General features: G+C 60.7%; 19 protein-coding genes. 10 read left to right on the top strand and 9 right to left on the bottom strand.

All coding sequences use genetic code 11. The features are described from left to right. The first annotated feature begins 31 nt into the window (after positions 1-31). The gene (locus MOP44_RS26385; protein WP_260793563.1) at positions 32-2,902 is read left to right on the top strand and encodes an FG-GAP-like repeat-containing protein; all 2,871 of its coding nucleotides are present in this window, start codon (positions 32-34) and stop codon (positions 2,900-2,902) included. A 41-nt stretch (positions 2,903-2,943) separates the two neighbouring features. Here the strand turns inward: MOP44_RS26385 and MOP44_RS26380 are convergent, their stop codons facing one another. Beyond that, positions 2,944-3,858, bottom strand: coding sequence for a S1/P1 nuclease (locus tag MOP44_RS26380; protein ID WP_260793562.1), 915 nt, complete (start codon positions 3,856-3,858; stop codon positions 2,944-2,946). A 475-nt stretch (positions 3,859-4,333) separates the two neighbouring features. Here MOP44_RS26380 and MOP44_RS26375 point away from each other — a divergent pair, with 475 nt between their 5' ends. The 3 genes from MOP44_RS26375 to MOP44_RS26365 all read left to right on the top strand — a co-directional run bounded on the left by MOP44_RS26375 (position 4,334) and on the right by MOP44_RS26365 (position 8,189). Beyond that, positions 4,334-5,149, top strand: coding sequence for a GvpL/GvpF family gas vesicle protein (locus MOP44_RS26375; RefSeq protein ID WP_260793561.1), 816 nt, complete (start codon positions 4,334-4,336; stop codon positions 5,147-5,149). A 146-nt stretch (positions 5,150-5,295) separates the two neighbouring features. Then, positions 5,296-6,189: a hypothetical protein gene (locus tag MOP44_RS26370; RefSeq protein ID WP_260793560.1), complete on the top strand. Its 894-nt coding sequence runs from the start codon at positions 5,296-5,298 to the stop codon at positions 6,187-6,189. A gap of 431 nt (positions 6,190-6,620) precedes the next feature. Beyond that, positions 6,621-8,189 (top strand): multicopper oxidase family protein, encoded by a 1,569-nt coding sequence (locus MOP44_RS26365; protein WP_260793559.1) that lies wholly within the window; start codon positions 6,621-6,623, stop codon positions 8,187-8,189. Positions 8,190-8,354: 165 nt separating this feature from the next. Here MOP44_RS26365 and MOP44_RS26360 read toward each other — a convergent pair whose 3' ends face one another. Beyond that, positions 8,355-8,936 (bottom strand): hypothetical protein, encoded by a 582-nt coding sequence (locus tag MOP44_RS26360; RefSeq protein WP_260793558.1) that lies wholly within the window; start codon positions 8,934-8,936, stop codon positions 8,355-8,357. 211 nt (positions 8,937-9,147) lie between these two features. Further along, positions 9,148-9,795: a CDP-diacylglycerol--glycerol-3-phosphate 3-phosphatidyltransferase gene (gene pgsA, locus MOP44_RS26355; RefSeq protein ID WP_260796710.1), complete on the bottom strand. Its 648-nt coding sequence runs from the start codon at positions 9,793-9,795 to the stop codon at positions 9,148-9,150. A gap of 291 nt (positions 9,796-10,086) precedes the next feature. On the opposite strand from pgsA, the gene MOP44_RS26350 reads away from it, so the two are divergent. Beyond that, positions 10,087-10,962 (top strand): hypothetical protein, encoded by an 876-nt coding sequence (locus MOP44_RS26350; protein ID WP_260793557.1) that lies wholly within the window; start codon positions 10,087-10,089, stop codon positions 10,960-10,962. A gap of 37 nt (positions 10,963-10,999) precedes the next feature. Here MOP44_RS26350 and MOP44_RS26345 read toward each other — a convergent pair whose 3' ends face one another. Continuing rightward, positions 11,000-11,983 (bottom strand): NAD-dependent epimerase/dehydratase family protein, encoded by a 984-nt coding sequence (locus MOP44_RS26345; protein WP_260793556.1) that lies wholly within the window; start codon positions 11,981-11,983, stop codon positions 11,000-11,002. 183 nt (positions 11,984-12,166) lie between these two features. Between MOP44_RS26345 and MOP44_RS26340 the strand changes: the two genes are divergently transcribed. Further along, positions 12,167-13,915: a serine hydrolase domain-containing protein gene (locus MOP44_RS26340; RefSeq protein ID WP_260793555.1), complete on the top strand. Its 1,749-nt coding sequence runs from the start codon at positions 12,167-12,169 to the stop codon at positions 13,913-13,915. A 129-nt stretch (positions 13,916-14,044) separates the two neighbouring features. After that, positions 14,045-15,439, top strand: coding sequence for a PP2C family protein-serine/threonine phosphatase (locus MOP44_RS26335; protein WP_260793554.1), 1,395 nt, complete (start codon positions 14,045-14,047; stop codon positions 15,437-15,439). Between the two features lie 98 nt (positions 15,440-15,537). Here MOP44_RS26335 and MOP44_RS26330 read toward each other — a convergent pair whose 3' ends face one another. Further along, a complete protein-coding gene (locus tag MOP44_RS26330; RefSeq protein WP_260793553.1) occupies positions 15,538-16,638 on the bottom strand; it encodes a S41 family peptidase in 1,101 nt (366 codons plus the stop codon). Between the two features lie 203 nt (positions 16,639-16,841). Continuing rightward, positions 16,842-18,119 carry a Glu/Leu/Phe/Val family dehydrogenase gene (locus tag MOP44_RS26325; RefSeq protein ID WP_260793552.1) on the bottom strand — a complete coding sequence of 426 codons (1,278 nt, stop codon included), beginning with the start codon at positions 18,117-18,119 and terminating at the stop codon, positions 16,842-16,844. A 528-nt stretch (positions 18,120-18,647) separates the two neighbouring features. On the opposite strand from MOP44_RS26325, the gene MOP44_RS26320 reads away from it, so the two are divergent. The 3 genes from MOP44_RS26320 (at position 18,648) to MOP44_RS26310 (ending at position 22,935) form a co-directional block, all read left to right on the top strand. Then, positions 18,648-20,660 (top strand): serine hydrolase, encoded by a 2,013-nt coding sequence (locus MOP44_RS26320; RefSeq protein ID WP_260793551.1) that lies wholly within the window; start codon positions 18,648-18,650, stop codon positions 20,658-20,660. 244 nt (positions 20,661-20,904) lie between these two features. Beyond that, entirely contained in the window at positions 20,905-22,443 is a 1,539-nt protein-coding gene (trpE, locus tag MOP44_RS26315; RefSeq protein ID WP_260793550.1) for an anthranilate synthase component I, read from the top strand. 42 nt (positions 22,444-22,485) lie between these two features. Beyond that, entirely contained in the window at positions 22,486-22,935 is a 450-nt protein-coding gene (locus tag MOP44_RS26310) for a hypothetical protein (RefSeq protein ID WP_260793549.1), read from the top strand. Between the two features lie 24 nt (positions 22,936-22,959). On the opposite strand, the gene MOP44_RS26305 is transcribed toward MOP44_RS26310, so the two are convergent. From MOP44_RS26305 to lpxB, 3 genes are all read right to left on the bottom strand, one after another. Continuing rightward, the gene (locus MOP44_RS26305) at positions 22,960-23,475 is read right to left on the bottom strand and encodes a Uma2 family endonuclease (RefSeq protein ID WP_260793548.1); all 516 of its coding nucleotides are present in this window, start codon (positions 23,473-23,475) and stop codon (positions 22,960-22,962) included. Between the two features lie 90 nt (positions 23,476-23,565). Next, complete coding sequence (locus MOP44_RS26300) at positions 23,566-25,572, bottom strand: M1 family aminopeptidase (RefSeq protein ID WP_260793547.1); 2,007 nt, start codon at positions 25,570-25,572, stop codon at positions 23,566-23,568. A gap of 93 nt (positions 25,573-25,665) precedes the next feature. Next, positions 25,666-26,898 (bottom strand): lipid-A-disaccharide synthase, encoded by a 1,233-nt coding sequence (gene lpxB, locus MOP44_RS26295; RefSeq protein WP_260793546.1) that lies wholly within the window; start codon positions 26,896-26,898, stop codon positions 25,666-25,668. Between the last annotated feature and the right edge of the window lie 36 nt (positions 26,899-26,934).

Genomic DNA, 26,934 nt, shown 5'->3' with positions numbered 1-26,934 from the left:
CGCAGAATCGGCCCCGAAGGGGAGGCTTCTCATGCACAGAACGACGGGCCGGCTGCTCTCGGGATTGTCTGGCGTTTTGCTTTCGCTGTATTGCGCTCACTGGGCTGGCGCGCAGGCCGCTGGAACCACTGTAGACCTTCAGGTGACGGCGGGCGGAGCCGAAGTTACATCCGTCCCGGTCGGAACGGTTGTAACCCTGACCGCGACGGTAGAGTCGGGTTCGACACGGGTGACGCCAGGCCTGGTTAACTTCTGCGATGCCGAGGCTCCGCACTGTACGGACATTCACCTTCTGGGTTCGGCCCAGCTCACATCAGCCGGCACGGCAGTGCTGAGGTTGAGGCCTCGCCTTGGGACAGACAGCATCAGAGCACTGTTTGCGGGGACGCGGACGTATTTGCCGAGCGCATCCCCAGCATCGAGCCTGACGGTTTGGCACGGCGCAACCTCGACCACGATTACGCAGAGCGGAGCTGTGGGGAACTATACGTTTAGCGCCAGCGTTACGGGGGGGAGCGGGTCCGGGCCAACCGGAACGGTGTGCTTCGTGGATACGGCGAACGCCAATGGGGTTCTTGGGAGAGCGTCTCTGGGGGCGGGGACGGGGGATATGATCTTCTCTGCGCCATTTGGCTTTACCTGGCCACCCGGCCCCGGACACGGCGCGGTGGGAGACTTCAACGGAGACGGCATACTGGATTGGGCTATCCCCAGCTCGAACTATAGCTATATCGGCGTGTTCCTAGGGAAGGCAGACGGCACATTCAAGGCGGGGACATCCTATGATGTGGAACTTTGGCCCGGTGATGCATGGTCAGCGGATTTCAACGGCGATGGCATTCTGGATCTCGCGGTCGGGAGTGGTCTCAGCAGCGTGCTCCTGGGGAAGGGCGATGGCACTTTCAAGCCGGAGGTTGCATATCCGATAGCCGGAGCGGTAGGAGACTTCGACCATGACGGCATCCCCGATATCGCTGGGCTTTTTGCGGAAAGCGGTGAGTTGAAACTTGGCGTGCTTCCAGGCAAAGGAGACGGCACATTCAAGCCGGCGGTCGTCACCAATTTCGGGGACGAGGGGATCAACTCGCCCTATTTCATAGCGGTCGGAGACCTCAACAACGATGGCTTTCCGGATCTTGTTTTTGCCGGCAGTCAGTTTAGCGGTAACTTGAAAGTGTTGATTGGAAAGGGCGACGGTACCTTCAGCGCACCGGTCGAGTACTTTCCCGGCAGAGCCAGACACGTTGGAGAACCGGCCCTTGCGGACCTCAACGGGGACGGCATTCTGGACATTGTGGTTCCTGACGACTCCCCGCAGGCGGGCGTCACAAACGCGGTGGTGAGCGTCCTTATCGGCAGGGGCGACGGCACCTTTAACGCGGAAGTTGCCTATCCGGTCAGCGGCGACGACGGTTTGGGCGACACCGGTCTCCTTGAGGTGGGGGACTTCAACGGGGATGGCATTCCGGACATCGCGATGAACAACTTCCCGTCCTTGTCCCTCCACTCGGACACGATCGTGCTAATGGGCAACGGCGACGGTACCTTCGGCGCCCAATCCAAATATCTGGAAACCTTGCTAGGGCCTGCAGGAAGTGAAGGAACCTTGCTAGGGCCCATAGCGGCGGACTTCAACGGGGATGGCCTCCCGGATCTGCTGATCAAGCGCCCCGCTCCCGACGGCCTGCGCTGGATGACATACAAGATCACGACGACGGCCAGCATAAGCGGCGTCTCTATCCCGGCTGGCCATCAGGTCGAGGCCGTCTATGCGGGAGATGCTGTGCACGCACGCAGCAGTTCCGGCAACGCGGTTTCGCAACCGTGGGGAGCGATAAGCGTGGCCATGGATCCGCGGACACACTCTACGACCATAGCCCAAGCAGATAACGTGTTTGTCGGTGGCTGGGCAGTAGATCCACAGAATTGCACTCCGGTGGGCAGGGTGCAAATCCTGATCGACGGAATGGACGTAGGCAATGCCACATTGGGTCAGCCCCGGCCCGATGTAGCTGCCGCCCACAACAATCCTGCGCATCTGAATTCCGGCTGGACGTTCACCTATCCCGCGTCAGGATTGTCAAAGGGGACACATACCGTCCAGGCAGTGGCTTATGACACGCTGAGCTTCTCCAAAAGGCTCTCGGTAGTCAGTTTTATGGTAGACACCACGAGCGTGGGCCCGCCGTGGGGAGCGATAAGCGTGGCCATGGATGCGCGGACACATTCTACGACCATAGCTCAGGCAGATAACGTGTTTGTCGGTGGCTGGGCAGTAGATCCACAGGATGGCGCGCCGGTGAGCAGGGTGCAAATCCTGATCGACGGCAATGATGTGGGGAATGCCACGCTGAACCTGTATCGGCCCGATGTGGCCACAGCCTACAACAACGCCGCGTATAGAAACTCCGGCTGGTCCTTGACCTATCCGGCATCGGGGTTGCCGCTGGGAATACATAGGGTTGAGGCTGTGGGTTACGACTCACTAGGCCTTTCACGGGTGTTCAACACAGCCACCTTCACCGTGGCTACTACGAGCGTTGGCCCGCCGTGGGGAGCGATAAGCATGGCCGTGGATGCGCGGACACACTCTACGACCATAGCCCAGGCAGATAACGTGTTTGTCGGTGGCTGGGCGGTGGACCCGCAGGATGGAGCGCCGGTGAGCAGGGTGCAAATCCTGATTGACGGCAACGATGTGGGCAATGCCACGCTGAACCTGTATCGGCCCGATGTAGCCACAGCTTACAACAACCCCGCGTATAGAAACTCCGGCTGGTCGCTTACCTATTCCGCGTCGGGCCTGTCCGTGGGGACACATACCGTCGCCGCCGTAGGCTATGACTCACTGGGTCTTTCACGGACGCTCAGCACATCCACCTTCACTGTTGCGGCCCCATAGGCCGGGCCGGAGGACACGGGCTTTCCAAACCGCATACACCTTCAGTTCGAGTAGCTCGGCTGCGGAACCGGCTTTCCGCTGTCGAGCCAGGCGGTGTAGATCATGTCGCGGAGCATGCTGGCTCCGGCAGCGAGGCGCTCAGAGGTGAAGTCGCGCGACTCGGGGGTGCCTGCGCCGGTGAATCCGCCGACTTTCTCGAGCTGGTAGACCTTCTCAACATAGGTGGCGGTGTGGCGGAGGTAGGCCATATAGCTGTCGAACATGTCGCCGTCCATGGCGTGGACGGGCGTCATTTTGGGCTGGGCGTCTAGGGCTTTGAGATTGGCGGCGACGAAGATGCCTTCGAATTGCCAGTGGATCTTGTGCTCAGTGGTGTAGTTGTTGGGGTTGGGCCCGACCCAGCCGTTGTATTTGTCGGTGGTGTGGAGGGGCTGGGAGGCGTCGCCGACGTAGTGGCCTAGCCAGCCGGCGTAGAAGATGGCGGCCTGCTCGACGTCGTGGGTGTCCTGGTGTGCAGCGGAGAGCTGGCGGTACTCGCGGAGGGCGGCTTTGAGGCGCTCCCAGATCTCGGTGGCTTCCCAGGGCTGGAGGCCGATGCGGTCGGGACGCTGGCCGGCGGCGTAGGCCTTCTGCATGAAATCGAAGCGCTTGTGGGGGAGGGGGGTACCCAGGGCGTCGGCGGGTTCGAGGTCGATGAAGTGCTCGGGGGCCTGGGCGGAAAGCAGCTCAGGCTCGGAGGGGGAACGCCAGCGGTCGGGCTCGGGGCCGAGGTATTCGATTTGCTGGATGGCGGCGGGGGAGCGGAGGAAGGCGGGGGTGTCAGCCGGCAGGGCGCCGGCGGCGAGACGATTGATCAGGCGGTGACCTTCATTGCCCCAGGCGTGGGCGGCAGGAACAGAGCTGAGAAGGAGGAGTCCGGCGAGGGCAGCAGAGACTGAGCGGGAGAGGGTCGCCATGAGGAAAGTATACGAAGACAGGGGTTAGGGAATAGGGAATAGGGACACGGGGGGACAGGAGGGACAGGGAGGACACGAGGGACCGTGGGACACGGGGGACATGAGGGAGAGAGGGGACGAGGGGGATAGACGGACAGGGGCGAAGCGGGGGCGATCCAGGGGTTCGGGGGAGGCCCACCCGCGGTTCCGCGGATCAGAGTGCACCGAAGGCGGTGCGGAATGCGGGGCGGAAATTTTGTTGTCGTTGAATCTGATTGTGACGAGATGAACGCCAATTTACCTAAGTAAGCTACCTTTTCTTAACACGTGTGATGGCCGTGCTTGCCAATCGTGTTTTCGTGAGCCTAGTATTCGGTACAGTTCGACCGGGTGTAAGCAAACAAAAAACCCGGCTGTACGCCGCATGCAGTTTTTCCCGGGGATTCCACGTTTCGCACAGGGCAACGCTTACCGGCGTTGCAGGGAGTGTTCCAACATGGCATGGTATGCCTACTGCATTGGTGAGAAGCAAGCATTTCCAGAGTTGGCCCGTCATCGCAAACCAGTCCCGTTAGAGAACGTCCTTGGCGTAAGCGGAAACCAGGTTTTCCTGTATCCCGCCAGTGACCTAGCCGTTATCGTCAGTGAACATAATCCAGCAGAAAATCTGAACCAGAAGGCGGGAATCGATCACGCCCGTGTGATCGCGGACTGCTTTCAGCACTCCACGGTATTGCCGTTCCGGTTTGGGACGGTATTTAACGACGACGAATCGCTCCGCAAGTCGATCCGGTCAAACCAGCGGCAGTTCATGGGGAATATTGAAAAGCTGCGTGGGAAGACGGAGATGCACCTGAAGATCTTCGTGGAGGATTGCTGCACGAAGGAACTCAGCCATCACGGACCGGCCGAGGGCGTGGGTCGTGAATATCTTTCGAACCTGCGCGAAAACGCGGTGCGGCAGCGGGAGCGCCAGACCCGGGCACGGGCGGTGAGCTTCCAGATGCACCGGCTTTTCAATCCGCTGGACGAGGAAGTGAGCTGCCGGCTCACGGAGAGCGGGAAGATGGTTCTGGATATTGCGCACCTGATCGATCGGAAGTGCGTGGAGAAGTACCAGAACAAGTTTCACTCAACCAGCGCTACGCTGAGGGACTGCCAGATGCAGCTCTCAGGCCCCTGGCCGCCCTATCACTTTGTGCATCGGCTGACGCGGGGGACGACGGCTACGCCGACGGCTCCGGTGGCGGCTGGTCCGGCGGGACCGGTGGTACGGGTTCCCGAAGCGACCGCGCACGTGGCGATGGCATAGGCAAGCTCGAAAGCGGCTTCCGAAACGGCTGCACAAAGAGCCCCGGCTTTGGCCGGGGCTCTTTGCGTTCCGCTAAGTCTGGCGCTTTCCGCTCACCTTTGGGCTGGATCGGAATATACTGTGCGCGATCGCAGGAGGCCTCTGCCGTGACTCTTTCCAAACGGGTCCTGGTCTCTCTTGCTGCCTCGGTTGCAGTTCCCCTCACGGTGTTGACGCTTGCTCCCGCTGTTGCCGGGCAGGATTCCAACAGCTCTCCAGTGGTGAGCGGTTCGCAACCAGCTCTCCATACGCGAGGAGACTCCAGCGGCCCTCAGGTTGTCAGCTTTTCCGATGGTGGCGCGAGCCCGCGAGGGGGCGGGCCGATGGAGAGCATCTTCATCCCACCGACGCTCGAAGCGCCATTCAGCCTGAAGCTGGCCACGGAGTGGTCGCGGCCTTTGGCGACGGGCGGCAGCTTCACACTGGCGAATGAGCGGGCTATCGTGCGCGACCGCCGGGGCAGGATCTACCAGGAGCGATGGATCCTGGTGCCGAAGGGCGGCGATTTCAAGTCGGAGATGAACGTCTTCCAGATTACCGATCCGGCGAAGCATACCTGGTACAACTGCTCGACGCGGACCAAGGTGTGCGAACTGCTGCCGTACAACAACAACAGTAAAGCGCTCTACCAACCCCGCCGGGGCCAGAGCGGTCCGCTGCCGAACGGACGCGGGTTCAGCCGGGAGGACGACCTGGGGGTGGACACGATTGAGGGAACGGAGACGCACGGTTACCGCGAGACCATCATCATCATCAATGCGGGGACTATGGGGAACGACGAGCCGATGACCTCGATGCGTGAGTTCTGGTTCAGCGAGCAGCTGGGCATCAATGTGAGATCGATTGTCGACAACCCGCAGACCGGGAAACAGGTCTTCATGGTGAAGGACTTGTACCTGTCGGAACCCGATCCGGCATTCTTCAAGGTGCCCGCGGGTTACCGGGTGGTGAATCATCTTGAATCGGCAGACAGACCGAATGTGAAGCCGGTGGGACCGTGATGAAATCCAGACTCAACTATTTATTTCGGAGCGCCTTGGGTTTGGCTCAGAGAGTGAGCGGGCCCGTAGCCGCGCCCTGGCCGACGAGGTTGGCCGGATGCTGGTGTCGATGATGCAGAAGTTGAGGAAGTAGTTCCCGGCGTTCGAGTCGAGCTTTGTCTGCCTGCTTTGAGTCCAGAGCGTGATTCGTGCTGACAGCGCTTGCTCACTGCTTTATGATCTCCAGAAAATGATCGAGATATTTGCGAAGGAAACGCCCTCCGGTCGTCCCCTCTGTACGCAACTGACCGGCGTTGATTTGCCGGCGACTCTGGGTGCAAACAGAATCGGGAGCGTCATTATCCATGCGCATTCAGAATAGGCGGAGCTTCCTGAAATGCTCTTTGGTGTCGCTGGGGGGCCTGGTTCTGCGCGGAGATGGGCAAGCTGTGATGGACCCGTCTCCGGCCATGAGCCGTGCTCCCATTCAAGTGGAGCGCTTTCTGGATCGGCTGCCCATCCCCAGGCGCATCGTGCCTTATGGGACCAAAAAGGGTGTGAAGCTCTACCGCGTGCGGGCTGCGGAGTTCACCGCTCGTCTTCATTCCCAACTGCCGGCTGCGCGGCTGTGGGGATATGACAGGCAGTATCCCGGGCCGGTCTTTGAGGCGCTCCAGGGCGAGCCCATTGAAGTTGAATGGGAAAACGGGTTGCCACAGCGGCATCTCTTCCAGGTGGATCGGCGGATCCACGGGGCGATGGCACCTGTGCCGGAAGTCAGGATGGTTCCACATCTTCACGGCGCGAGGACTGAATCGGAGAGCGACGGGCTTCCCGAAAAGTGGTTTACGCCCGGCGAGTCTCGACGCTATTCCTATCCAAATGAACAGCGGGCGGCGACTCTCTGGTATCACGATCACGCTCTCGGCATCACCCGGCTCAATGTGTATGCCGGATTGTCGGGGTTCTATCTGCTGCGCGATCGAGAAGAGATGGGGATGGATCTGCCCAAGGACGACTATGAGATTCCGCTTCTCCTTCAGGACCGCACCGTGGACGCCAGCGGGGTCCTTCTCTATTTGCCAACGCACGAAGATGGGAAGGAGTTGCCGCCGGGGCAGTGGGGTCCGGAGTTTTTCGGCAACTTGCCGGTTGTGAACGGGGCCATCGCTCCCTATCTGGAGGTTGAACCTCGACCTTATCGGTTCCGTGTCCTGAACGGTGCGAATGCGCGGTTTTTTGAACTTACGTTCAACCTGGGAAGAGATGCGAGCCATCCCTCGCTGGTGGACTTTCAGCAAATTGGAACCGACGGCGGATTGCTGCCGGCTCCAGCTTCGCTCAACAGGCTGCTGCTGGGCCCCGCGGAGCGGGCGGACATCGTGGTTGACTTTTCACGCCATGCTGGAAGGACGCTGACGCTGCAAAATTCGGCATGGGCGCCCTATCCCGGCTGGACCATGTTCAATATCCGGCCTCAGCCGGTGCCGGAGTTAATGCAGTTTCGGGTTTCCTTGCCCGTTCGCCCAAACCGGGCGGCAGTCAACGTGAAGCCAGTAGCTTTCGCTCGACTGGATGAGAAGGCGTCCGTCCGGACCAGAGATTTCGTACTTTCAGAGCGCGTAGACGGCTTCGGCCGGTCTTTGGGAGTCCGCATCGACGGGAAGGGCTATGACGATCCTGTCTCTGAAACGGTCAAGCTGGGTACGGTTGAAACCTGGCGCTTCATCAATACAACCGACGATGCGCACCCCATGCATCTGCATCTGGTTCAGTTTCAGATTCTCCACCGCCGGACATTCGATACGCTTGCCTTTCCCCGAGTGCTGCAATTTGTGGGGAATCCGCGACCGCCGGCCGCAAATGAAGCGGGCTGGAAAGATACTGCCATCGTGCGCCCGAACGAAGTGCTTTCGATCCTGGTGCCGTTCGAGGGCTATGCGGGGCGATACGTATTCCACTGCCACATGCTGGAGCACGAGGACAACGACATGATGCGGCCCTACGTGGTGGTGCGGTGAAGGGGATGCCGCGAGCCCGACCCGAGGCTGTTTGAGGTGCCGGAGGGGTATCGGGTTATTGATAGGCGAACTGCAGGGAATAGGGAATAGGGAGTAGGGAGTGTTTACCGGTCTAAGTTTCCTAACAGGCAGTCACTCGCTCGGAATGCTTGCAGGTCTACCGATTTAGCGCTTTTTAGCGAACGCGTCCCAGTACGCCTCGCCTAGTTCAACAAACTCTTCGGGCGTAAGCTGCCGTTCACCGATCGAGAAGGTAATTGCATCTCCTCGGACGTAAGCCTCCACGTAAGAGTCTCCTCCCACCAATAACCCGAGATGAAGCGATGCGCAATCGGACCGTCGAGCCAACGTGGCGGATGATACCTCCAAGCCGGTGTCGGTGAGTCGCTCGAACTCGGCCCACGATAGGGACTGCTCGCGCCATTTCCTCTGATACTCCACAGTTATTGCCTGTTGCTGTTCATAAGATGTTCCGCTTGGAATTGAACAGCCGCCTGGCCACGGAATGTTGCTAAATGAGCGCACAGACTGTACGCCACTGACCGTCACCACGAACAGGGTCTCCTCGGACAGCTTATGGAAGTCTCTGACGTAGCTGACATCGAAGCGCAGCGTCAGCGTCCGCGCCAACAGATCTGACTCGATTGCAGCCAGATCACCGTCGTGAAGCGTACTCCAGAGACTCAACTCGTCCGCACCTTCAGGAAGGTTGACCCAGTCCAAAATTGGCCGTTCATCTGCACCCATGTAGTTTCGGCATCCTCCCGGCTAATTTGTTGATTTCTCCTGCACTTCGATCTTATTCGTCGCAGGCCCGCCGCAGATATGGATGGCGCTCGGCAGCAACTGCGGATCCCTCGGTCCGCTGATGACCACCCCACGGACGAAGACCTATCCGCGGGGACCCCGGCGACGCGCGGACCGTCGGGATGACACCTCACTGGGGGCGGCCTGCGTTTTAGTTTGCGCTTTGGGTGCCGGCGCCTTTGCGGCGGCTGAGGACGAAGGAGTTGCGGCGGTCCTTTGAGGCGCGGTCGATCTGCTTCCAGAAGCCGATGAAGTAGTCGATGGCGGAGATGATGGACACGGCGGCGCAGAAGTAGATGGCGGTGATGGCGGTCCAGCGGACGGGGATGGTGATCAGCCAGATGTCCCACTGATACCAGTGGTGGGCAAGGATGGTGGCGACCACGGCAACGATCTGGATGACGGTCTTGAGCTTGCCGAGGTCGCTGGCCTGGATGGTAAATCCTTCAGAGGCGGCGATGGAGCGGAGGCCTGAGATGGCGAACTCGCGGCCGATGATCACGACGGCGATCCAGACCTTCACGATCTGCGGCTCGTAGGCCACCAGGGCGACGATGGCGGCGGTCACCATGATCTTGTCGGCGAGGGGGTCGAGGAGCATGCCCATGGTGGTGACCTGGCCGCGCTTGCGGGCGAGGTAGCCGTCAACGCCGTCGGTGATGGACGCCAGCACGAAGAGGATGGCGGCGAGCAACTCCTGCTCGGCTCCGGCCTGCCAGGGGAAATGCGGGGACAGGATCCAGAGAAGGAGCGGGATCATGACGATCCGGCTCATCGTGATGGAGTTGGGCAGATTCACGTTTTGGCTGGACCGGGCGCCTCCGGTCTTGTACATTATCTCACTGCTTTGAGAATTTGATGTTGAGAGGGCAGACGGAGGGAGCGAAATCTCATGGAGATTGAGCCCCGCGGCGACCGGAAGAAGCTGCGGGCAACCCGATTACCGCCAACGGGACAATTCCCTTGATCCGCACGGTGTTCACAATGTCTACTGGGAGCCCGGGGGCGCACAGGCGGCTGACCCAGGCCGCTTACTCGGGCCGTGATTTGGCGCGAATTTGCGACGCGGCTCCGCGGCACTTCAAAAAAAATGCAAACGAACCGTTGCCTCAGCTTGCTTCTCTTCGTCACGGCATGCGTCACGTGCACGTATGCGCAGCGAGTCTCCGTCGAGGTACAGGATGGCTCCGGCAAACGGATCGCGGCAGCCTCTTCCTCCTCCGGAAAGGGCTCCGCCACCCTCACACTCGATCACGAGTACCAGCCCGGAGACCGGGTCATCGCGCATGGACCGCAACGGATGACCTTGCACCTGAGCAACGCAATGCCCGATTGCAGCGTCTATCTCTCCCCCGACGCGCACAATACCTTGACATTTGAAGTTCCCTACGGCAGCGGGGAGTCGCATACCGGCAGCGCCTATCCGCGGGACGGTTTCACGGGTGGCGCACACACCCTCACCGTCTCGCAGCTGTCCAGGCACGATCGCCTTACGCGCCGCAACCTTGCGCTGAATCCCTGCGACACGCGGACCTCTTCGCCGACATCCTTTCCCCATGCTTCGAGCAACAGCGTTTCCCGCGATGCCTACAACTTCGAAGCGCGCAATGCTATTGACGGGGCGACGTTGAATGGCCATCACGGCGAATGGCCTTACCAGTCGTGGGGACCGCTCATGCGCACGGACCTGTGGTGGAAGCTGGAATTTGGCCGGGAGGTTCAGATTGATGAATTGCGGATCATGCTCCGAACCGACTTCCCTCATGACAGCTACTGGAAGAGCGCGGTGGTCGAATTCTCCGATGGTACTTCGCTTCCGCTTGAGATGACAGCGACCTCGGATTTTCAGGAGTTCCACTTCCCAGCTAAAACTGTAAGCTGGCTCCGCCTTACGCATCTTGTCTCAGCCGAAGACCGCTGGAGCGCGCTGATGGAGTTCGAGGCCTGGGGCAAGGACCTGCATTAGAACTGTCTCCCCTCCGGCAAGTCGATCGATTCGGTGCTCATCCCGGGTACCACACATGCCGCGGGTCTGTTTCGCTGCGCTGATAGGACCAGGCATCTTCAATCAGCCGCGCGAGATCGAAACGCGGTCTCCAGCCGAGCAGGAACTTTGCTTTGCTGTTGTCGAGCCACGTGGACCAATATTCAGTCTTGATCACTATGGATGGCATGCTTCGCGTGTTCCACAAATACTCTGCAACCTGGCCGTAGTCGACCGGCTCATCCATGCAGATATTGAAGGTCTGCTGCCGTGCATTGGGGTGATCCATGGCCAAGATCATGCAGTCGACCAGGTCACTGACGTGGACAAAGTTTCGCTTTACGGGCTTGCCTAGGGGATCAACCATGAGGGGCACAGTGTTTGTGGCGATATACTGGCCGGCGCGCTCTGCTCCGACAAGCTCTCGCCACCGCGGTCCACCGAATACGTCTTCATCAAAGGAAAGGGAATACTTGAAGTCGTCCTTTTCCATGATCCAGGGCGCCCGTAGGCAGCACCCGGAGAGGTTGTATTGAATGAAGTACTGCTCCAGCATTACCTCTTCCAAAACCTTGGAAAGCGCATAGCAACCAGGGTAGGCACTGTGCCTCTGCTGTTCAGTTACCGGGAGCGGGTGTGGATAAACGAAATGCCCCAGGGCGGCATCGCCGCCTATAAGTACGACGTGCCGAAACGATTCGCTGAGACGGCACTCCTCGAGCAGCCAGAAGAGCCCTTTAACCGCTACATCCATGACGCTGTCCGGAGTCTCCTTGCAGGTTGCGCAATGAATGACATGTGTAACTCCCTGCAGAGCGCTGCGCACAGTATCTCGATCAGAGATGGTTCCTCTGACTATCTCCAGCCTTTGGTGCGATTCAGGCAGGCGATTGTGGCAGAGGGCACGAATCGTGACGTCCTGATGTGCCTCCGATTGCAGGACGCGACGGATGAAATGGGAGCCTACCTTGCCGGTGGCGCCCGTGACCAGGATGCGCTTCATTGCGAACTCCCTCAGTCAGAATTCTCTTCGATATGCGGTTTTCCCAGTTCCCGTAGCGCAGATCTTCCCGATCTCAACGTTCTGACATCTTATCGACTTTCTCGTTCCGCGCGGAGACGGTGCCTGCAAGAGGGAGAGACCTGCGCGATAGTGCGAACGGCCATGCTATTCTCGGTCCAATCCATGGCTACGCAACAGTTTTCACGCCGCACGTTTTTGTCGACCTCGGCTGCTGCCGCTGCCGGTGTGTCGTTTTTGTGGACGCCGGAGATGCGGGCCGAGATGCCGGCTCCAGTGATTGTGGGGCCGACGGATGAGAAGCTGGATGCGTTCATCACCGCGTACATGCCGATGATGAACGCGCCGGGGCTTTCGCTGGGGCTGACGGACGCGGAGAAGGCACTGCGTGCAGCGGGCTACGGATACGCCAATGTTGAACTAAGACAGCCGGTAACGACCGATCATTTGTTTCAGATCGGGTCGATTACGAAGTCGTTTGTGGCCCTGGTGCTGCTGCAACTGCGGGATGAGGGCAAGCTGGATGTGCAGAAGCCGGTGCTGGACTATCTGCCGGGGCTGCCCATTGTGACCGAGTTCGGGACGGTGACGGTGCATCACCTGCTGACGCATACGTCGGGGCTGCCGGATAATCTGGGGCTGTTTTCGGCTGATCCGGCGGCGCGGCTGGTGCAGGGGTTCAAGCCGGGAGAGCATTTCCACTATTGCAATGCGGGGTTCGACATTTTGGGGCTGCTTGCGGAAAAGCTGGACGGACGGCCGTGGCGGGTGTGCGTGGCGGAGCGGATTTTCAAGCCGCTGGGGATGAACAGCACACGCGGCGTGATCACGACGGCGGACCGGGCGCGGGCGGCGGTGGGGTATCAGCCGTACTGGGATGACCAGGTGTATCCGCGACAGGGAAAGCTGGCGGCGGCGGCGAACATGGTAATGGACGATACGGCGGGGTGCATCCAGTCGACACCGGACGATATGGCGCGGTATTTGCGGATGATGCTGAACGGCGGCAAGGGGCCGGGCGGGCGGGTGGTGTCGGAAGAGGCGTTCAAGCTGTTTACGACTCCCTATATCAAGGCGGAGGAGTTCAGTCCGACGTCGAGCTACGGGTATGGCATTGCCGTGGACACGCTGGATGGGCACAGAATTCTGCGGCATACGGGCGGGATGGTGTCGTTTGCGTCGTCGATCCACGTGGATATGGATGGAGGCGTGGCGGCGTTTGCGTCGATCAACGCGATGCAGGGGTATCGGCCGACGGCGGTGACGGAGTATGCGGTGAAGCTGCTGCGCGCGGACAGGGAGAAGAAGACCCTGCCCGCCGTGCCAGTGATTGCGGATCCGATGGACGTGGACAACGCAGCGGATTATGCGGGCGCGTATACGGCTCCGGATGGGAGCACGCTGGAGTTCAAGGTGGACGGGAAGCGGCTGTTGCTGGTGGATGGGGCGCGGATGATTCCGCTGCAGCGTGCAGGCGGAGACGCGTTCATCTCGGCTTCGCCGAGTACGCGTGCGGAGTATGTGTTTGCTTTTGGGCGGAAGGAATCGGGCAAGGAGGCGGACGCGAAGAAGAAGCAGCCGCCGCAGCCGGTGATCGAGGTGTCGTATGGGCCGGAGTGGTATGCGGGTTCGCGCTATGACGGGGCGAAGGAGTTTCATGCGCCGACGGAGTGGGCGGCGTATGCGGGACGGTATCGCAGCGACAGTCCGTGGGGCGGGGATGCGCATGTGTTCGTGCTGAAGGGCAAGCTGACAATTGATGGCGGGCCGCTGACGCTGTTGGGTGGAGCACTGTTCAGGATGGGCGAAGAGGATTGGTCGCCGCTGACTGCGGAGTTTCTGCATTTGTTTGAGGGGAAGACGCGGTTGGCGAGGGTGGCGGGGATGGAGTATTGGCGGGTGGAAGTGGGGTAAAGGCAGGGACAAAGGGACATGAGGGACAAAGGGACATGAGGGACAAAGGGACAAGGAATGGGTAGCTATTCCGTGGATAAGATCAGAGTAGTTAGTAAGTGCAGTAAGTGAGTTTAGGGTGCTGATTGCATGCTCCTGGTTGAGCCGCAACTGACTGCCGGTGAAGTTCTACGCGCGTTTCGTCACGATGAGCCATTCCTGATATTGGGAGCCGCGTTCACGACGGTGAGCGTGATCGCGCTTGGCGTGTGCGTGATCCGGCGGCGGTTCGATGCGCTGCTGGTGTGGCTGGCGGTGTTCGCGTCTTTGTACGGCATACGGCTGTGGATGACCTCGCGCATTCTGCAGATGACGATTCCGCCGGGCGCGGTGTATGGCCGCCTGATCGGCGTTGTGAATTACCTGGTGCCGATTCCGGCATTCATGTTTTTTCGCGCGGCGGGATTTCTGGGCCGGTTCGGGAGAGCCGTCACGCTGGCGCTGCTGCCGGTGTTTGCGCTGCTGGTGATTGCGACCGCGGTGGGTGATGACCGGTACATCTATCAGCAGGTGAACAGCGCGGTGGTGATCGCGCTGATCCTGCTGATGTTTGTGACGTTGTTCCAGCGGAAGGCGGACCGCGACTTCGCGGTGGTGCGGTTCGGGCTGATGACGTTCGGAGTGCTGGCGGTGCTTCAGAACGTGGCGGAGACCTTCCAGCTGGAGGCGTATGGCTTTGCCGTGCTGCTGGCGTGCCTGGGCTACGTGGCGGTGCGGAAGACTGCGAAGCGCGATGAGGAACTGACGGAGATTCAGCGGGAGCTGGACCTGGCGAGGCGGATGCAGCTTTCGCTGCTGCCGGCGGGGTTTCCGGAGTCGATGGCGTTTCGCGTCGCAGCGCGTTATGAGCCGATGAGTTCGGTGGCCGGCGATCTGTATGAGTTCCTGGTGGCGGACGGCTGGCGGGCGGGGCTGCTGATTGCGGATGTCTCGGGACATGGGGTTCCGGCGGCGCTGATTGCGTCGATGGTGAAGATGGCAGCGCTTTCGCAGAGAGAGCATGCGGAGCATCCGGGGCGGGTGTTGACGGGGATGAACAGGGCGCTGATCGGCAGCACGCAGGGGCAGTATGTGACTGCGGCGTATGCGCATCTCGATGCGGAGCGAGGGGAGATTCGGTACGCGGCGGCGGGGCATCCAGCGATGCTTCTGCTGCGCGATGGTGAAGTGAGCGAGGTGGCGGAGAATGGGCTGGTGCTGGCGGCGGCGGAGGGAATCGAGTACAGCGAAAAGGCTGTGACGCTGCGGCCGGGCGATCGCGTTGTGCTCTATACCGATGGGATTGTGGAGGCGCGCGATCGGGCGGGGAAGATGTTCGGGGATGCGGCGCTGATGGAGGCGGTGCGTGAGAGCGCGGGGAAGAGTGCGGAAGAAGTTGTTGCCGAGGTGGTGGAGCGGGTGCTAGCGTGGGGGGCTTCGCAGGAGGATGATTTGACGATATTGGTTTGTGATTGTGTTGAGGCAGGAAAGAGAGACAGGGAATAGGGAGTAGGGAATAGGGAGTAGGGAACAGAAAGAAACTCAGTGGTGATCGATGTGGTCTGCGAGACCAATCTCTGCGGCAAAGCTCGGAGTCGACTGCTTTACCTTTCTGTCATTGACTGCTCCGTACTGCGGCTGAGCCAATCCAACGCGGCTTGTACGACCGGATCGCTGGATGGCGGCATCACCCGGGTGGCGGCTGGAAACTCTTCATCGGGCGAGAGTCCGTCTATATATTGCTTACCGGTTCTGTCGGCCTGGACGGAGACCGTCAGCCACATGGTTGCTCCATCGGAGAGTTCGAATGTTTGATTCGCGGTTGAATCTCTCTGTGTGTGCTCACCAAAGAATCGAGTATTGGGCCGGCCACGAAACGCGATAGCTATCGCGTCTCCCGAGCTGCCCGTGTTGCGGTCGATCAGCACCGCTACGTTGGGTGTCCCGGAAATGTGATAGGGCGCGCCTTCAACTGCGGGGTAGGGCGAGGCTTTGCCGCCGTCGAGTTCGGCGGCGACACCGTCGCGGTATCGCCAGGTGGAGACGTGAGCAGAATCTGTGAACTCGCCGAGGTTATCGCCTTCGCCCAGCAAGGGGCCGATGCCAGTGAGCATGGGCCACATGTTGCCGCCGACGTTTCCGCGGAGATCCACGATCCAACCTGCGGGACGCGACTGATCGAGTTCGGCGAGAATCTTTTGCAGTTTGGATTCGAATGCAACGAATTGCCGATCGTTTTCAGGAAAGCACCTGGTCACCACGACGTATCCGAATGATCTGTCGCCGCGTCGCTCCAGGTGTCCCTCCGGTTCATAGCGACCAACGTAGGGGCTGAAACTCTCGTGGCTGATGGCGACGGGATTCGCCGACGGATGCTTCGCTTTCTCCTGGGCCTCGAGTGCCTCCAGGGCGGGGGTGAGATGAAGTGAGCTGTGATGATCGCCAAGGCTGGCGAGAGCGAAGCGGATGGCATCGTAGGTTCCGGCCGGGTTTTCGGCGTGTGCCGCCATCGTGAGTGCAGTAGCTCTGATCTTCGGCCAGTCAACCAAGTTGCGTCGCAGCGCCTGCGTCTGCATGATGTCGATGGCGCGGTTGAGATATGCGATCGGGTCTGTTTTGGTGACGACTGCAGTTGTGGGAGCTTGCCCCAGGCAAAGTGCGGGAAAGACAAAAGAGATGAACATCATGCGAATGGAACGATGCATTTCACTTTCCTCTGGCAAAAGGGGACGATCTGGTCCAGCAGTGACCACATTCTACCCGGCAAAAGCGGGTCCTTCGCCTGCGGCTCAGCGATGACAAGATTGTTGGGTGGGATGGAGTGATGCTGAAATGCAGAAGGGCGGACCGTGTGCGGTCCGCCCGTTGTGTCTTCTGTTCCCTGATCCCTGTTGCCTGTTCCCTGCTTTTACGCGTAGAGGCCGCGTTGCTTGATGGTGTGGGCTACGCGGTCGATGGCCAGCATGTAGGCGGCGATGCGGTTGTTGACGTTGTGGGCTTCGGCGTAGCGGACTACGTCGTCGAAGCTGTCGCGGAGGATGGTTTCGAGCTGCTCGTTGATGATGGCTTCTTTCCAGAAGTAGCCCTGGCGGTCCTGCACCCACTCGAAGTAGCTGGCGGTGACGCCGCCGGAGTTGGCCAGGATGTCAGGGACGACGAAGATGCGCTTGTCGGCGAGGATCTCGTCGGCGACGGCGGTGGTGGGGCCGTTGGCGCCTTCAACCAGGATGCGGCAGCGGAGCTTGTCCGCGTTGCGGCTGGTGATGACGTTCTCCATTGCGGCGGGAATGAGGATGTCGCACTCGGAGAGGATCAGCTCATCGCTGGGCATGGCTTCAGCGCCGCGGAAGCCGAGCAGCGTGTTGTTGCGGTATTTGTACTCGACGAGCTGATGGACGTCGATGCCATTGGGATTGAAGAGGCCGCCATCCTTTTCGGCGATACCGATGATCTTGTATCCGTGCTCCATCATGAGGCGGGCGGCGTTGGAGCCGACATTGCCGAAGCCCTGGATGATGACGCGGCAGCCGTCGATGGGAATCTTGAGGTAGCGCAGGCTCTCGTCGCAGGCGACCATGACACCGCGGCCGGTAGCCTCAGTGCGGCCGCGCGATCCGCCCAGCGTGAGCGGCTTGCCGGTGACGACGGAGGTGACGGTCTGGCGCATGTGCATGGAGTAGGTGTCCATGATCCACGCCATGGTTTGCTCGTTGGTGTTGACGTCGGGAGCGGGGACGTCTTTTTCGGGTCCGATGAACTCGATGATTTCGGCGGTGTAGCGGCGCGTCATGCGCTCGAGCTCGCCTTTGCTCATCTTGTGCGGGTCGCAGATGACTCCGCCCTTGGCTCCGCCGAAGGGGATGTTTACGACGGCGCATTTCCAGGTCATCCAGCTGGCGAGAGCGCGGACTTCGTCGAGGGTGCAGTCGGGCGAGTAGCGGATTCCGCCCTTGGCGGGTCCGCGGGCCTGCGAGTGCTGCACTCGGTAGCCGGTGAACATCTCGATGCGGCCGTCATCCATGGTGACGGGAAAGTGCACGATGACTTCGCGCGAGGGCGAGCTGAGAACCTTCCAGAGTCCTTCGTCGAGATTGAGTTTGCGCGCTGCGAATTCGAAGCGGGCGCTTTGGGCCTCCCAAGGATTGATTTCCTGATCCAGAGTTACGGTGGGGGTTAAAACGGCCATACCTGATTCTCCAAGTGCTGCTTTGCCTGCACCTGAGCGGACCGAACACGGCCGCCCATGCATAAGACGGGGCAGGGTTCAGTCCGTCGCTAGACGGAGTTATCGGTCTTTATCGCGTGCTTCATCAATACGTGCCAGCGCTTACCCGGTCCCCAGTTTCCACCGTGCTGAATCAGCGCCAGCCCAAACCCCAAAGAGTCTAGGCCCTTGAAAAGAGAACCGTCAAGCCAGCATGAACCCGAGTTGCCACTGTTTGTCGTCCCAGTTCCCGCTAAAACGTTTCAGGCCGGGAACGGGCAGGTGGCGCGCGCCGGATTTGGCGGGGCGGTCCTGATGAGGGCCTTTAACTTGGATGCATCAGGGAGGGCAGGGCGCGCGGTTTCCGGCGGCGGAATGAAACGAGTCAGAAGCGGGTTCTTCGCTGCGCTCAGAATGACAAATTGCGGGTAGGTCTTGCCAATATCCCCAACGGGAAGTGAGACTTGATGGCAATCCTGTTGTGCGGATTTTCTCAGAGCAAGAGGCGAAATGCGCAGATTGATGAATGCGCTGTTGACTGTGGCGGCGGCCGGAGTTGTGGCGGTTGCGGGCGTGGATGGGCAGGTACAGGTTCCGGCGACCGTGGCGCAACCGACGCCGGTGGCGGCTCCACCGGCGCAGCCGCCGAATGCGGCTCCGGCTCCGGTGGTGCCGGCTGGGGGGCACGCGCTGACCCAGGGAGACCTGGAGGCGTTTTTCGATGGCATCTTCCCGATGCAATTGGAGCGCAGCGATATTGCCGGGACGTCAGTGCTGGTGATGAAGGATGGGCAGGTGCTGTTCGAGAAGGGGTATGGATTCTCGAATACGAAGGATAAGAAGCCGGTGGATCCCAATGCGACGATCTTCCGGCTGGCGTCGATTTCGAAGCTGTTCACGTGGGTGTCGATCATGCAGCTTGCCGAGCAGGGCAAGGTGGATATCGATGCGGATGTGAACCGATATCTGGATTTTCAGATTCGGCCGAAGTTCGATCATCCGGTTACGCTGCGTAACCTGATGACGCACACGGGGGGGTTCGAAGAGAAGATCAGCAACATTATTGTTCTGGATGCGAAGAAGCAGCCGACGCTGCGCGATGACTTGATGAAGAATCAGCCAATGCGGCTGTTTCCGCCAGGGCAGGTGCCGGCGTATTCGAACTATGGCGTTGGGCTGGCGAGCTATATTGTGCAGCGCGTGAGCGGCGAGCCGTTCGAGCAGTATGTGCAGGAGCACATCTTTGCGCCGCTGAAGATGACGCACTCGTCGTTCTATCAGCCGATACAGAAAGATCTCGCCGGTTTTGTGTCGGAGGGGTATCGCGGGGATACGACGAAGAAGCCGGTGGGATTCGAAATGCTGAACCCGGTGGGCGCGGGCGGGCTGTCGTCGACGGCGTCGGATATGGGGCGGTTTGGGCAGGCGCTGCTGAATGGGGGCGATCTGGATGGTGCCCGGATTTTGAAGGCGGAGACGCTGGCCCAGATGTGGACGCCGCAGTTCAGGGCGAGCGACGAGATGCCGCCGATCTGCATGGGGTTCTACCAGGACTGGCGCAACGGACTCAGGTGGATTGGGCATGAGGGTGATCTGATTGCGTTCCACAGTTTGTTCTTCGTGGAGCCGGCACAGAAGATTGTGCTGTTTGTGAGCTATAACTCGGCCGGCGGCGGGAGCAAAGCAAGGCCGGAGTTGATTGATGCGTTCAGCGACCGGTATTTCCCCGGCGCTCCGCCGCTGAACGTGATGAAGAACTGGCCGGCGGAGATGCGGCAGATTGCAGGGACATATCAGACGACGCGGAGATCGGACTCGACGAAGCTGCGGCTGACGCAGTTGGGCGGGCAGGTGACGGCGAGTGTCGACAAAGATGGTGTGCTGACGATCAGCAGCGCGAAGGATCTGCGGGGGCATCCGGAGAAGTTCAAGGCGGTGGCGAAAGACCTGTGGCAGGCGGAGGACCAGAGTCGCGTGTTCGCGATTCGCGATGACAAGGGGCGCGTGGTGCGGTTGGCGGTGAATTTTCCGGGTGTGCAGATGGAACGCGTGCCGTGGTACGAGCGGCAGTCATGGCTGATTCCGGCGATTCTGAGCAGCATTGGCATCATGGTGTTGGTGCTGGTGGCGTTTCTGATTCGCGTGGGACGGCGGATCTTTCTGCGCAATCGGCCGAAGTGGCAGCCGCAGCCGGGCACGATCTACCTGACGTTTGCGCCGAAGGCCGCGTCGATTCTGTGGATCGTGGTACTGGGAACGGTGTTCGCGGTGTTCGCGATTGGAGGCGATGACATGTTGCCGCCGACGCCGGACTGGTTCAAGTGGTTTGTGGTGTTGAACTGGGCGACGGGGCTTTGCCTGCTGGTGAGCCTTTTTGCGGTGCTGCGCGCGGTGCTGATCTGGAGGCGCGCGGATCTGCGGCGGATTACGAAGGTGAAGTTCGCGATTGTGGGTGCGGCAATCGCCCTGATCAGCTGGTGCGCGGTGTTTTATCACTTGATTGGGCCGGCGAAGAGGATTTGAAAACAGGCAGTAGGGAATAGGGAGTAGGACCGGCCGCTTCTCTGGCGAGAAGCGGCCGGTCCTTTTTGTTTAAAAGAGCCTCTTCGGCACGACTAAAATCGTGCCCTTTCACATGATCTGAGGCAGAGCTATGGTGTGAATCCGTCCTGTGAATGTCAATCTGTGCATCCGTATACGTGGTTTCGGTGAGACTGGATTCGTGCCCTTTCACATGGCCTGTATCGTCGTCCGCTAAACTGGGCTTGTGACTTCTGCCGATCAGATACATCCCAGCCGCAAGGAGTTCCTCGCACTCGCGAAGGAGCACACGCTTGTTCCTGTTTGCCGCACGCTGACTGCCGACCTGGAGACGCCAGTGTCAGCGTTTTTGCGCGCGGCGTGGGCGGAGAAAGAGTGCTTCCTGCTGGAGAGCGTTGAGGGCGGGGAGCAGGTGGGGCGGTATACGTTCATCGGGCTCAATCCTTATAAGCGGATTGTGGCGCGGGGGCGGCAGCTTGCGATTACCGAGGGCAAGAAGACGACGCAGATTGAGGGCGACGTGTTCGCGATTCTGCGGGATGCGCTGGGCGGGCACAAACCGGCGCGGTTGCGGGATCTGCCTCCGTTTTCTGCGGGCGCAGTGGGGTATTTCGCGTATGACGCGGTGCGGCAGATTGAGAAGCTGCCGGAGACGGCCGTGGATGAGCTGAAGATTCCCGATGCGTGTTTGCTCTTCTTCGATGAGGTGCTGGCGTTCGATCATGTGCGCAAGCAGATCTGGCTGGTTGTGACTGCGGATGTGACGCTGAGCCCCGCGGCAGAGGCGTATGACCAGGCGGTGAAGCGGCTGAACAAGCTGGAGAAGCGGTTGAGCCAGCCCCTGCCGAAGGTGGCCAAAGCCAAAGCTGGCAAGCTCAAGGTGCAGAGCCGCACGCGCAAGAAGGACTATATTGCGGCGGTGGCGAAGACGAAGGAGTACATTGCCGCGGGCGACGCGTTCCAGGTGGTGCTGTCGCAGCGGTTCGACGTGGAGCCGGGCGTGGATTCGTTCCAGGTGTATCGCGCGCTGCGGAATGTGAATCCGAGTCCGTATATGTTCTTTCTGCGGTTTGCTACGGATGGGCCGTTGGGGGCGGCGCCGAAGAAGGCCGGCAAGAAGCAGGGGAAGGCGAGCAGGATCGAGGTGGCGGGGTCTTCGCCGGAACTGCTGGTGCGCGTGCACGGCCGCAAGGTTGAGTACAGGCCGATCGCGGGGACTAGGCCGCGCGGGACGAGCGAGAAGGAAGACCAGGCGCTGGCCGACGAGATGATGCACGACGAGAAGGAGCGCGCGGAGCATGTGATGCTCGTGGACCTGGGGCGCAACGATGTGGGGCGTGTGAGCGAGTACGGATCGGTGAAGGTGGATCGGCTGATGTTCGTGGAGCGCTACAGCCACGTGATGCACATTGTGAGCTCGATTGAAGGCACGCTGCGCAAGGAACTCACGGCTGTGGATGCGCTGCGGGCGTGTTTTCCGGCGGGAACGCTGTCAGGCGCGCCCAAGGTGCGGGCGATGGAGATTATCGAGGAGCTGGAGCCGGCGCGGCGCGGGACGTATGGCGGCGCGGTGCTGTACGCGGACTTCTCGGGGAATCTCGATTCGTGTATTGCGATCCGGTCGCTGATGGTGAAGGACGGGAAGGGAAGCGTGCAGGCGGGCGCGGGGATCGTGGCGGACTCGGTGCCGGAGTTGGAGTATCAGGAATCGATTAACAAGGCGAGTGCGGTGATTCGGGCGGTGGAGCGGGCTAGAGAACTGTAGAGGCAGGGAGTAGGGAATAGGGAGTAGGGAATAGGAACGGCCATGCCTTTTGATCGTCAGCTCATCGAAGCGAAGCTCGCAGTTGCGAGGATTGACCCCGCAGAGATGCCCGGCCTTGCCTGGGACGCTTTGGAAGAAGGCCTTGACGGGCCCGCTATACGCCGTCTTGCTGCGTTGGATCGTCCTTCCGGTTGGCAGGCGGATCAAGTTATGCCGGCCTTCATGGCGGAAGCAGGTCTGAAGCAGATTTCAGTTCAAGAAGCATCGATTCGGCTTGCCCGCCATCGCGCTTCGCAGGTTCTTTTAGAAGGCCTTGATCCCTTGGCGCATTCGAACGAGTTCTATATGCTGTGGATCGACTCTGGACATGTCCGTGTACTTCAGGATGCTGGGTGTCTGAACGATGAAATCGCCATCGGTCAGAAGAGAGAGGCCGAGCTGAGTGAGTATGCGCGAACAGTGCTGGAGGAGCTGGTGAAGTCGCCTGATTAGACACCTGCCGGTTTGTCAGCGCGATCAATCTTGAAGAAGGGCTGCGATTTCGCCGAGGTCGAACTGGATGCCACGAGCCGAGAGGTCGAAGCGGCTCGCAGGCCGGAGGCAGTTGTCAGCGTACTGCTTGAAGACGCTCGTCTTCGGATCGACGATCCAGATCTGCGGGATGCCCATCGCTACGTAATCTTCGAGCTTCTCGTACATCTCCTGCATCCGGTCTTCGGGACTTAGCACTTCGAACACGGCGAGAGGCGGGATCGTCGCCACCTGCTCTTTGGGATTGGCACGGTCCAGAACCGAAACATCAGGAATTCTGTATCGACCAGGTTTCACGCGCATGCGCAGCTCCGAAACAGACCGGACATTCCATTCCTTCGCATGCTCAACAAACCATCGTTGAATCGCTTGCTGCCAGTCCGCGTGATCGTATGTCGGCATCGACCTGGTCCTCACTTCGCCGTCCACGTACTCGGCATCGGGTTCCCAGGAGAAGGTCCGAAGGTACTGCTCTTCCGAGATGTGTGTCGCCGTGCTCATCGTGTTCAGGTTAGCACCGTTTCGAGTTCGAAGTTCACAGTTCGTAGTTCACAGCGGGCAGCTGTGAACTGCGAACTATGAACTGTCGTCTTACTCTTCGGCTTTGCAGGCGTAGGGTTTGGTTAGGTCTTGCCTCGCTTCGTTGAGGGCGCCCTGGGTGTTGTCGTTGGTCTGGACGGCTAAGCGGTACTCGTTGACGGCGCGGTCGCGCTGACCGGTGCAGTCGAAGATTTTGCCGAGCTCAATGTGGGCCCAGACTTCAGTCCAGCGGGGCTCGCCGTCGCCGCGGAGGGCGTCGCGGTAGGAGTTGACCGCGGCCTGGAAGTTGCGCTGCTGGAAGAGCACTTCGCCGATGCGATAGCTGGCGAGCGAGCTCTGCGGGTTGGCTGTGAGGGCCTTCTGATATTCGTTGAGCGCGCCGACGAGATCGCCCTGTGCGACGAGCTGCTGGCCTTTGAGAATGGCGATACGAACCAGCAGGTCCGGCGAGGACTTGAGCACCCAGTCGCCGGGATCGATGGAGATACGGCGGGGGCGGCCGAAGGTGTCGACGACATATTGCGAATCGGTGCCAACGACGTCGACCTTCTGATCGACCGTTTTGCCGTCGGTCTCCACGCGTAGATCCACGGGCATGCGGAAGAGGTCGAGGTCCTGGTTGATTTCGCCGATGGTACGGAATCCCTTGTTGTTGCCGAGGCGGTAGACCGCGTACTTGTTGGTAAAGGTGGGCGCGCCGGTGCCGTCGACCCACTGCGAGAAGAAAGGCGTGAGCTGTTCCTGGCTCTGCGCCTCGGCGACCTTGGTGAGGTCGACGGTGCGGATGCCTTGATCGGTGTACTGGCTGAGGACGCCTTTGAGGGTGGCGAGGAAGGCTTTGTCGCCGATTTCCCAGCGCAGCATGTGGAAGATCATCGCGCCCTTTTCGAGGGTCTGGGACTGGAACTCGGGCGAGAAGGGGCTCTGGCGGCCGGAGGCGGAGAGCGGCGTGGTGTCATAGGCCAGCGCGCCGGCGGCTACGTCCTGCAGGGCCGCTTTCATGGCGTTCTTGCCGTTCTCTTCTTCGACGTACATCAGCTCGCCATAACGGGCCATGCCGTTGGTGATCCAGGCGTCGCTCAGGGTCTTGGGGCTGACCTCGGAGCCCCACCACTGGTGCGAGATGGTGTTGGCGAGCAGGCGGATGCCGGACTTGTCGCCGACGCGGGAGCCCATGATGCCGGCGATCTCCGGCGCCCAGACGGCGGGCAGGGTGTCGTCAGGAATTTCGACGACGTTGAGGCGGCTGGTTTCGGGAACGCCGAAGCTGTCGGTGAAGAACTCGTATTCCTTGTTGGCGGTCTGGGCCAGATCGTTTGCGGACGCCTGATGGCTGACGGTGAGCCACACTTTGATGTTGCCGGGGCCGACGTTGGGCGAGTCGACATAGCGGCCGGCGATGACGGTACCGGGGAATCCGGGGCGCTTCCAACTGAAGTCGTACTGGTCGGCAGGCTTGCCGCTGGCGAGCTTGGCGGGTTTCGGGCCTCCGGTTGAGCCGCTGGAGAACACGCGCATGCCCTGCGGGACGCGGACGTGGAGCTCCATCATGTAGCGGTCAGTGGAATAGCCGTTGGTGGGGAACCAGCGCGAGGCATAGGTCAGATAAGTAATGGGTTCCTGGATAGCCGCGAGCTTGAGGCCTTCGACGGGGCCGTCTTCATTGCCGGTGATCACGCCGTCGTACTCGAAGGTCCAGGTCTGCGGCTGGCCCTTGACGATGGGCGAACCGGGGGTGACGCGGATGGTGCCGTCGGCGGAGCGCTCGCCGGTGAGGAGCTTGCCCGAGCCGTCAGTGATTTTGGAGACTTTGAGCGCGGGGTGAAAGCCGAAGCTGACGATTTCGGCGTTCTCGGGAGCCGTGAAGTCCACGGTGGCGCGGGCCTTGAGGCTGTGAGTCTGGGTGTCGACCTCGGCGTCGATGTTGTAGGCCGTGATGTCGAGCTGCCCGCGTTCGGAGCGTTGAGCGTGCGAGGGAAGGGCCAGCAGAAGAAGGCCCGCGGCAATTGATCCAAGCCCTGAGGTAACCCGCCGAAACGTACTCGAAATATTCATCATCGTCTCTCGTACTCGCGTTGGCCTGCGGCCACCCATTCTAACCAATATGAGTCTGGCAGGTGTTTCCCACCTGCCGGTTGCGCCGGGGGTGCATTATCGACCGGCGGGTATTCTGGCGGCCCCTGAGCTTTCCAGCAATTCGAGCGTAATCTCAGCTGCCCGAGCAATGGCACCTGCGGCCCCTGCGGTGCGGCCAACTGCGCCGGTTCGTGTCTGCAGGAGGCCACGAAGTTCCGCGAGTTCCTTCATCATGGACTGTCTTGGAGTGCCGTCGGGTAGCAACGGCGTGAGTTCCTTGACGATATTGGATGCGGTGAAGTCGTTCTGAATCAGCTCAGGAATGAGGCGTTTTTGGGCGATGAGGTTGACCATGGCGACGTGGGGTACGGTGACGACGCGTTTGGCAATGGCGTAGGTGAGGGGGGAGACTCGGTAGACGACGACGAAGGGGTTGCCGATGAGGGCGGCTTCGACGGTGGCGGTTCCGGAGGCGACGATGGAGCCGCGCGCGAGGTGAAGGGCCGGACGTGCTTCGTCGACCAGCGTGACCGGCAGCCCCACGGCGTGTTGTTGGATGAATTGGCGAACCCAGGCGCGCTTTTCGACGGTGAGGGTGGGGGCGAGGGGGAGGATGAATTCGAATTGGCCGGGCTGATTGCGGACGTGGAGTTCATCGGCAGCGGAGAGCATTTCGGGGAGGTTGTCGCGGATCTCCTTGGCGCGGCTGCCGGGGAGGAGGCCGATCCAGGTTTTGGCCGGGTCTAGATCATGCTGGCGGGCGAAGTCTTCGCGGGAGACGGTCGGCGGGTCGATTTCCGCGAGGGGGTGGCCGACGAATTCGGCGTTGACGCCGCGCTCGCGGTAGAACTGCTCCTCGAAGGGGAAGATGACCAGCATGCGGTCGATGTACTTCTGGACGAGCTTGATGCGGTGCTTCTTCCAGGCCCAGAGCTGGGGGCTGACGAAGAAGATGACCGGGATGCCGAGGCGGTGAAGCTCCTCGGCCAGCTTGAAGTGGATGTCGGGGAAGTCGATGAGGACGGCGACGGCGGGGCGGCGGTCGCGGATGGCCTGCTTGAGGCGGCGGAACTCGCGGTAGATGCGGGGCAGGTGGCGGACCACTTCGGTGATGCCCATGACCGCCATGTCTTCGGCGCGGACGACGCGGTCGAGGCCTGCGGCGACCATGCGCGGGCCGCCCATTCCCCAGAACTGGGCTTGCCTGTTTTGGGAGGCGAGCTGGTAGCGCAGTTCTTCGATCAGGAGGGCGCCATAGGCTTCGCCGCTGGCTTCGCCTGCCGAGATGAGGATGCCGGGGGTGGTCATAGAGGGCTGGTTTGATGATAGTTGAGGGAGGTGAGG

This window comes from Occallatibacter riparius (genome assembly GCF_025264625.1).
Taxonomy (GTDB): Bacteria; Acidobacteriota; Terriglobia; order Terriglobales; family Acidobacteriaceae; genus Telmatobacter; species Telmatobacter riparius.
This window is presented reverse-complemented; position numbering and strand designations above follow the sequence as displayed.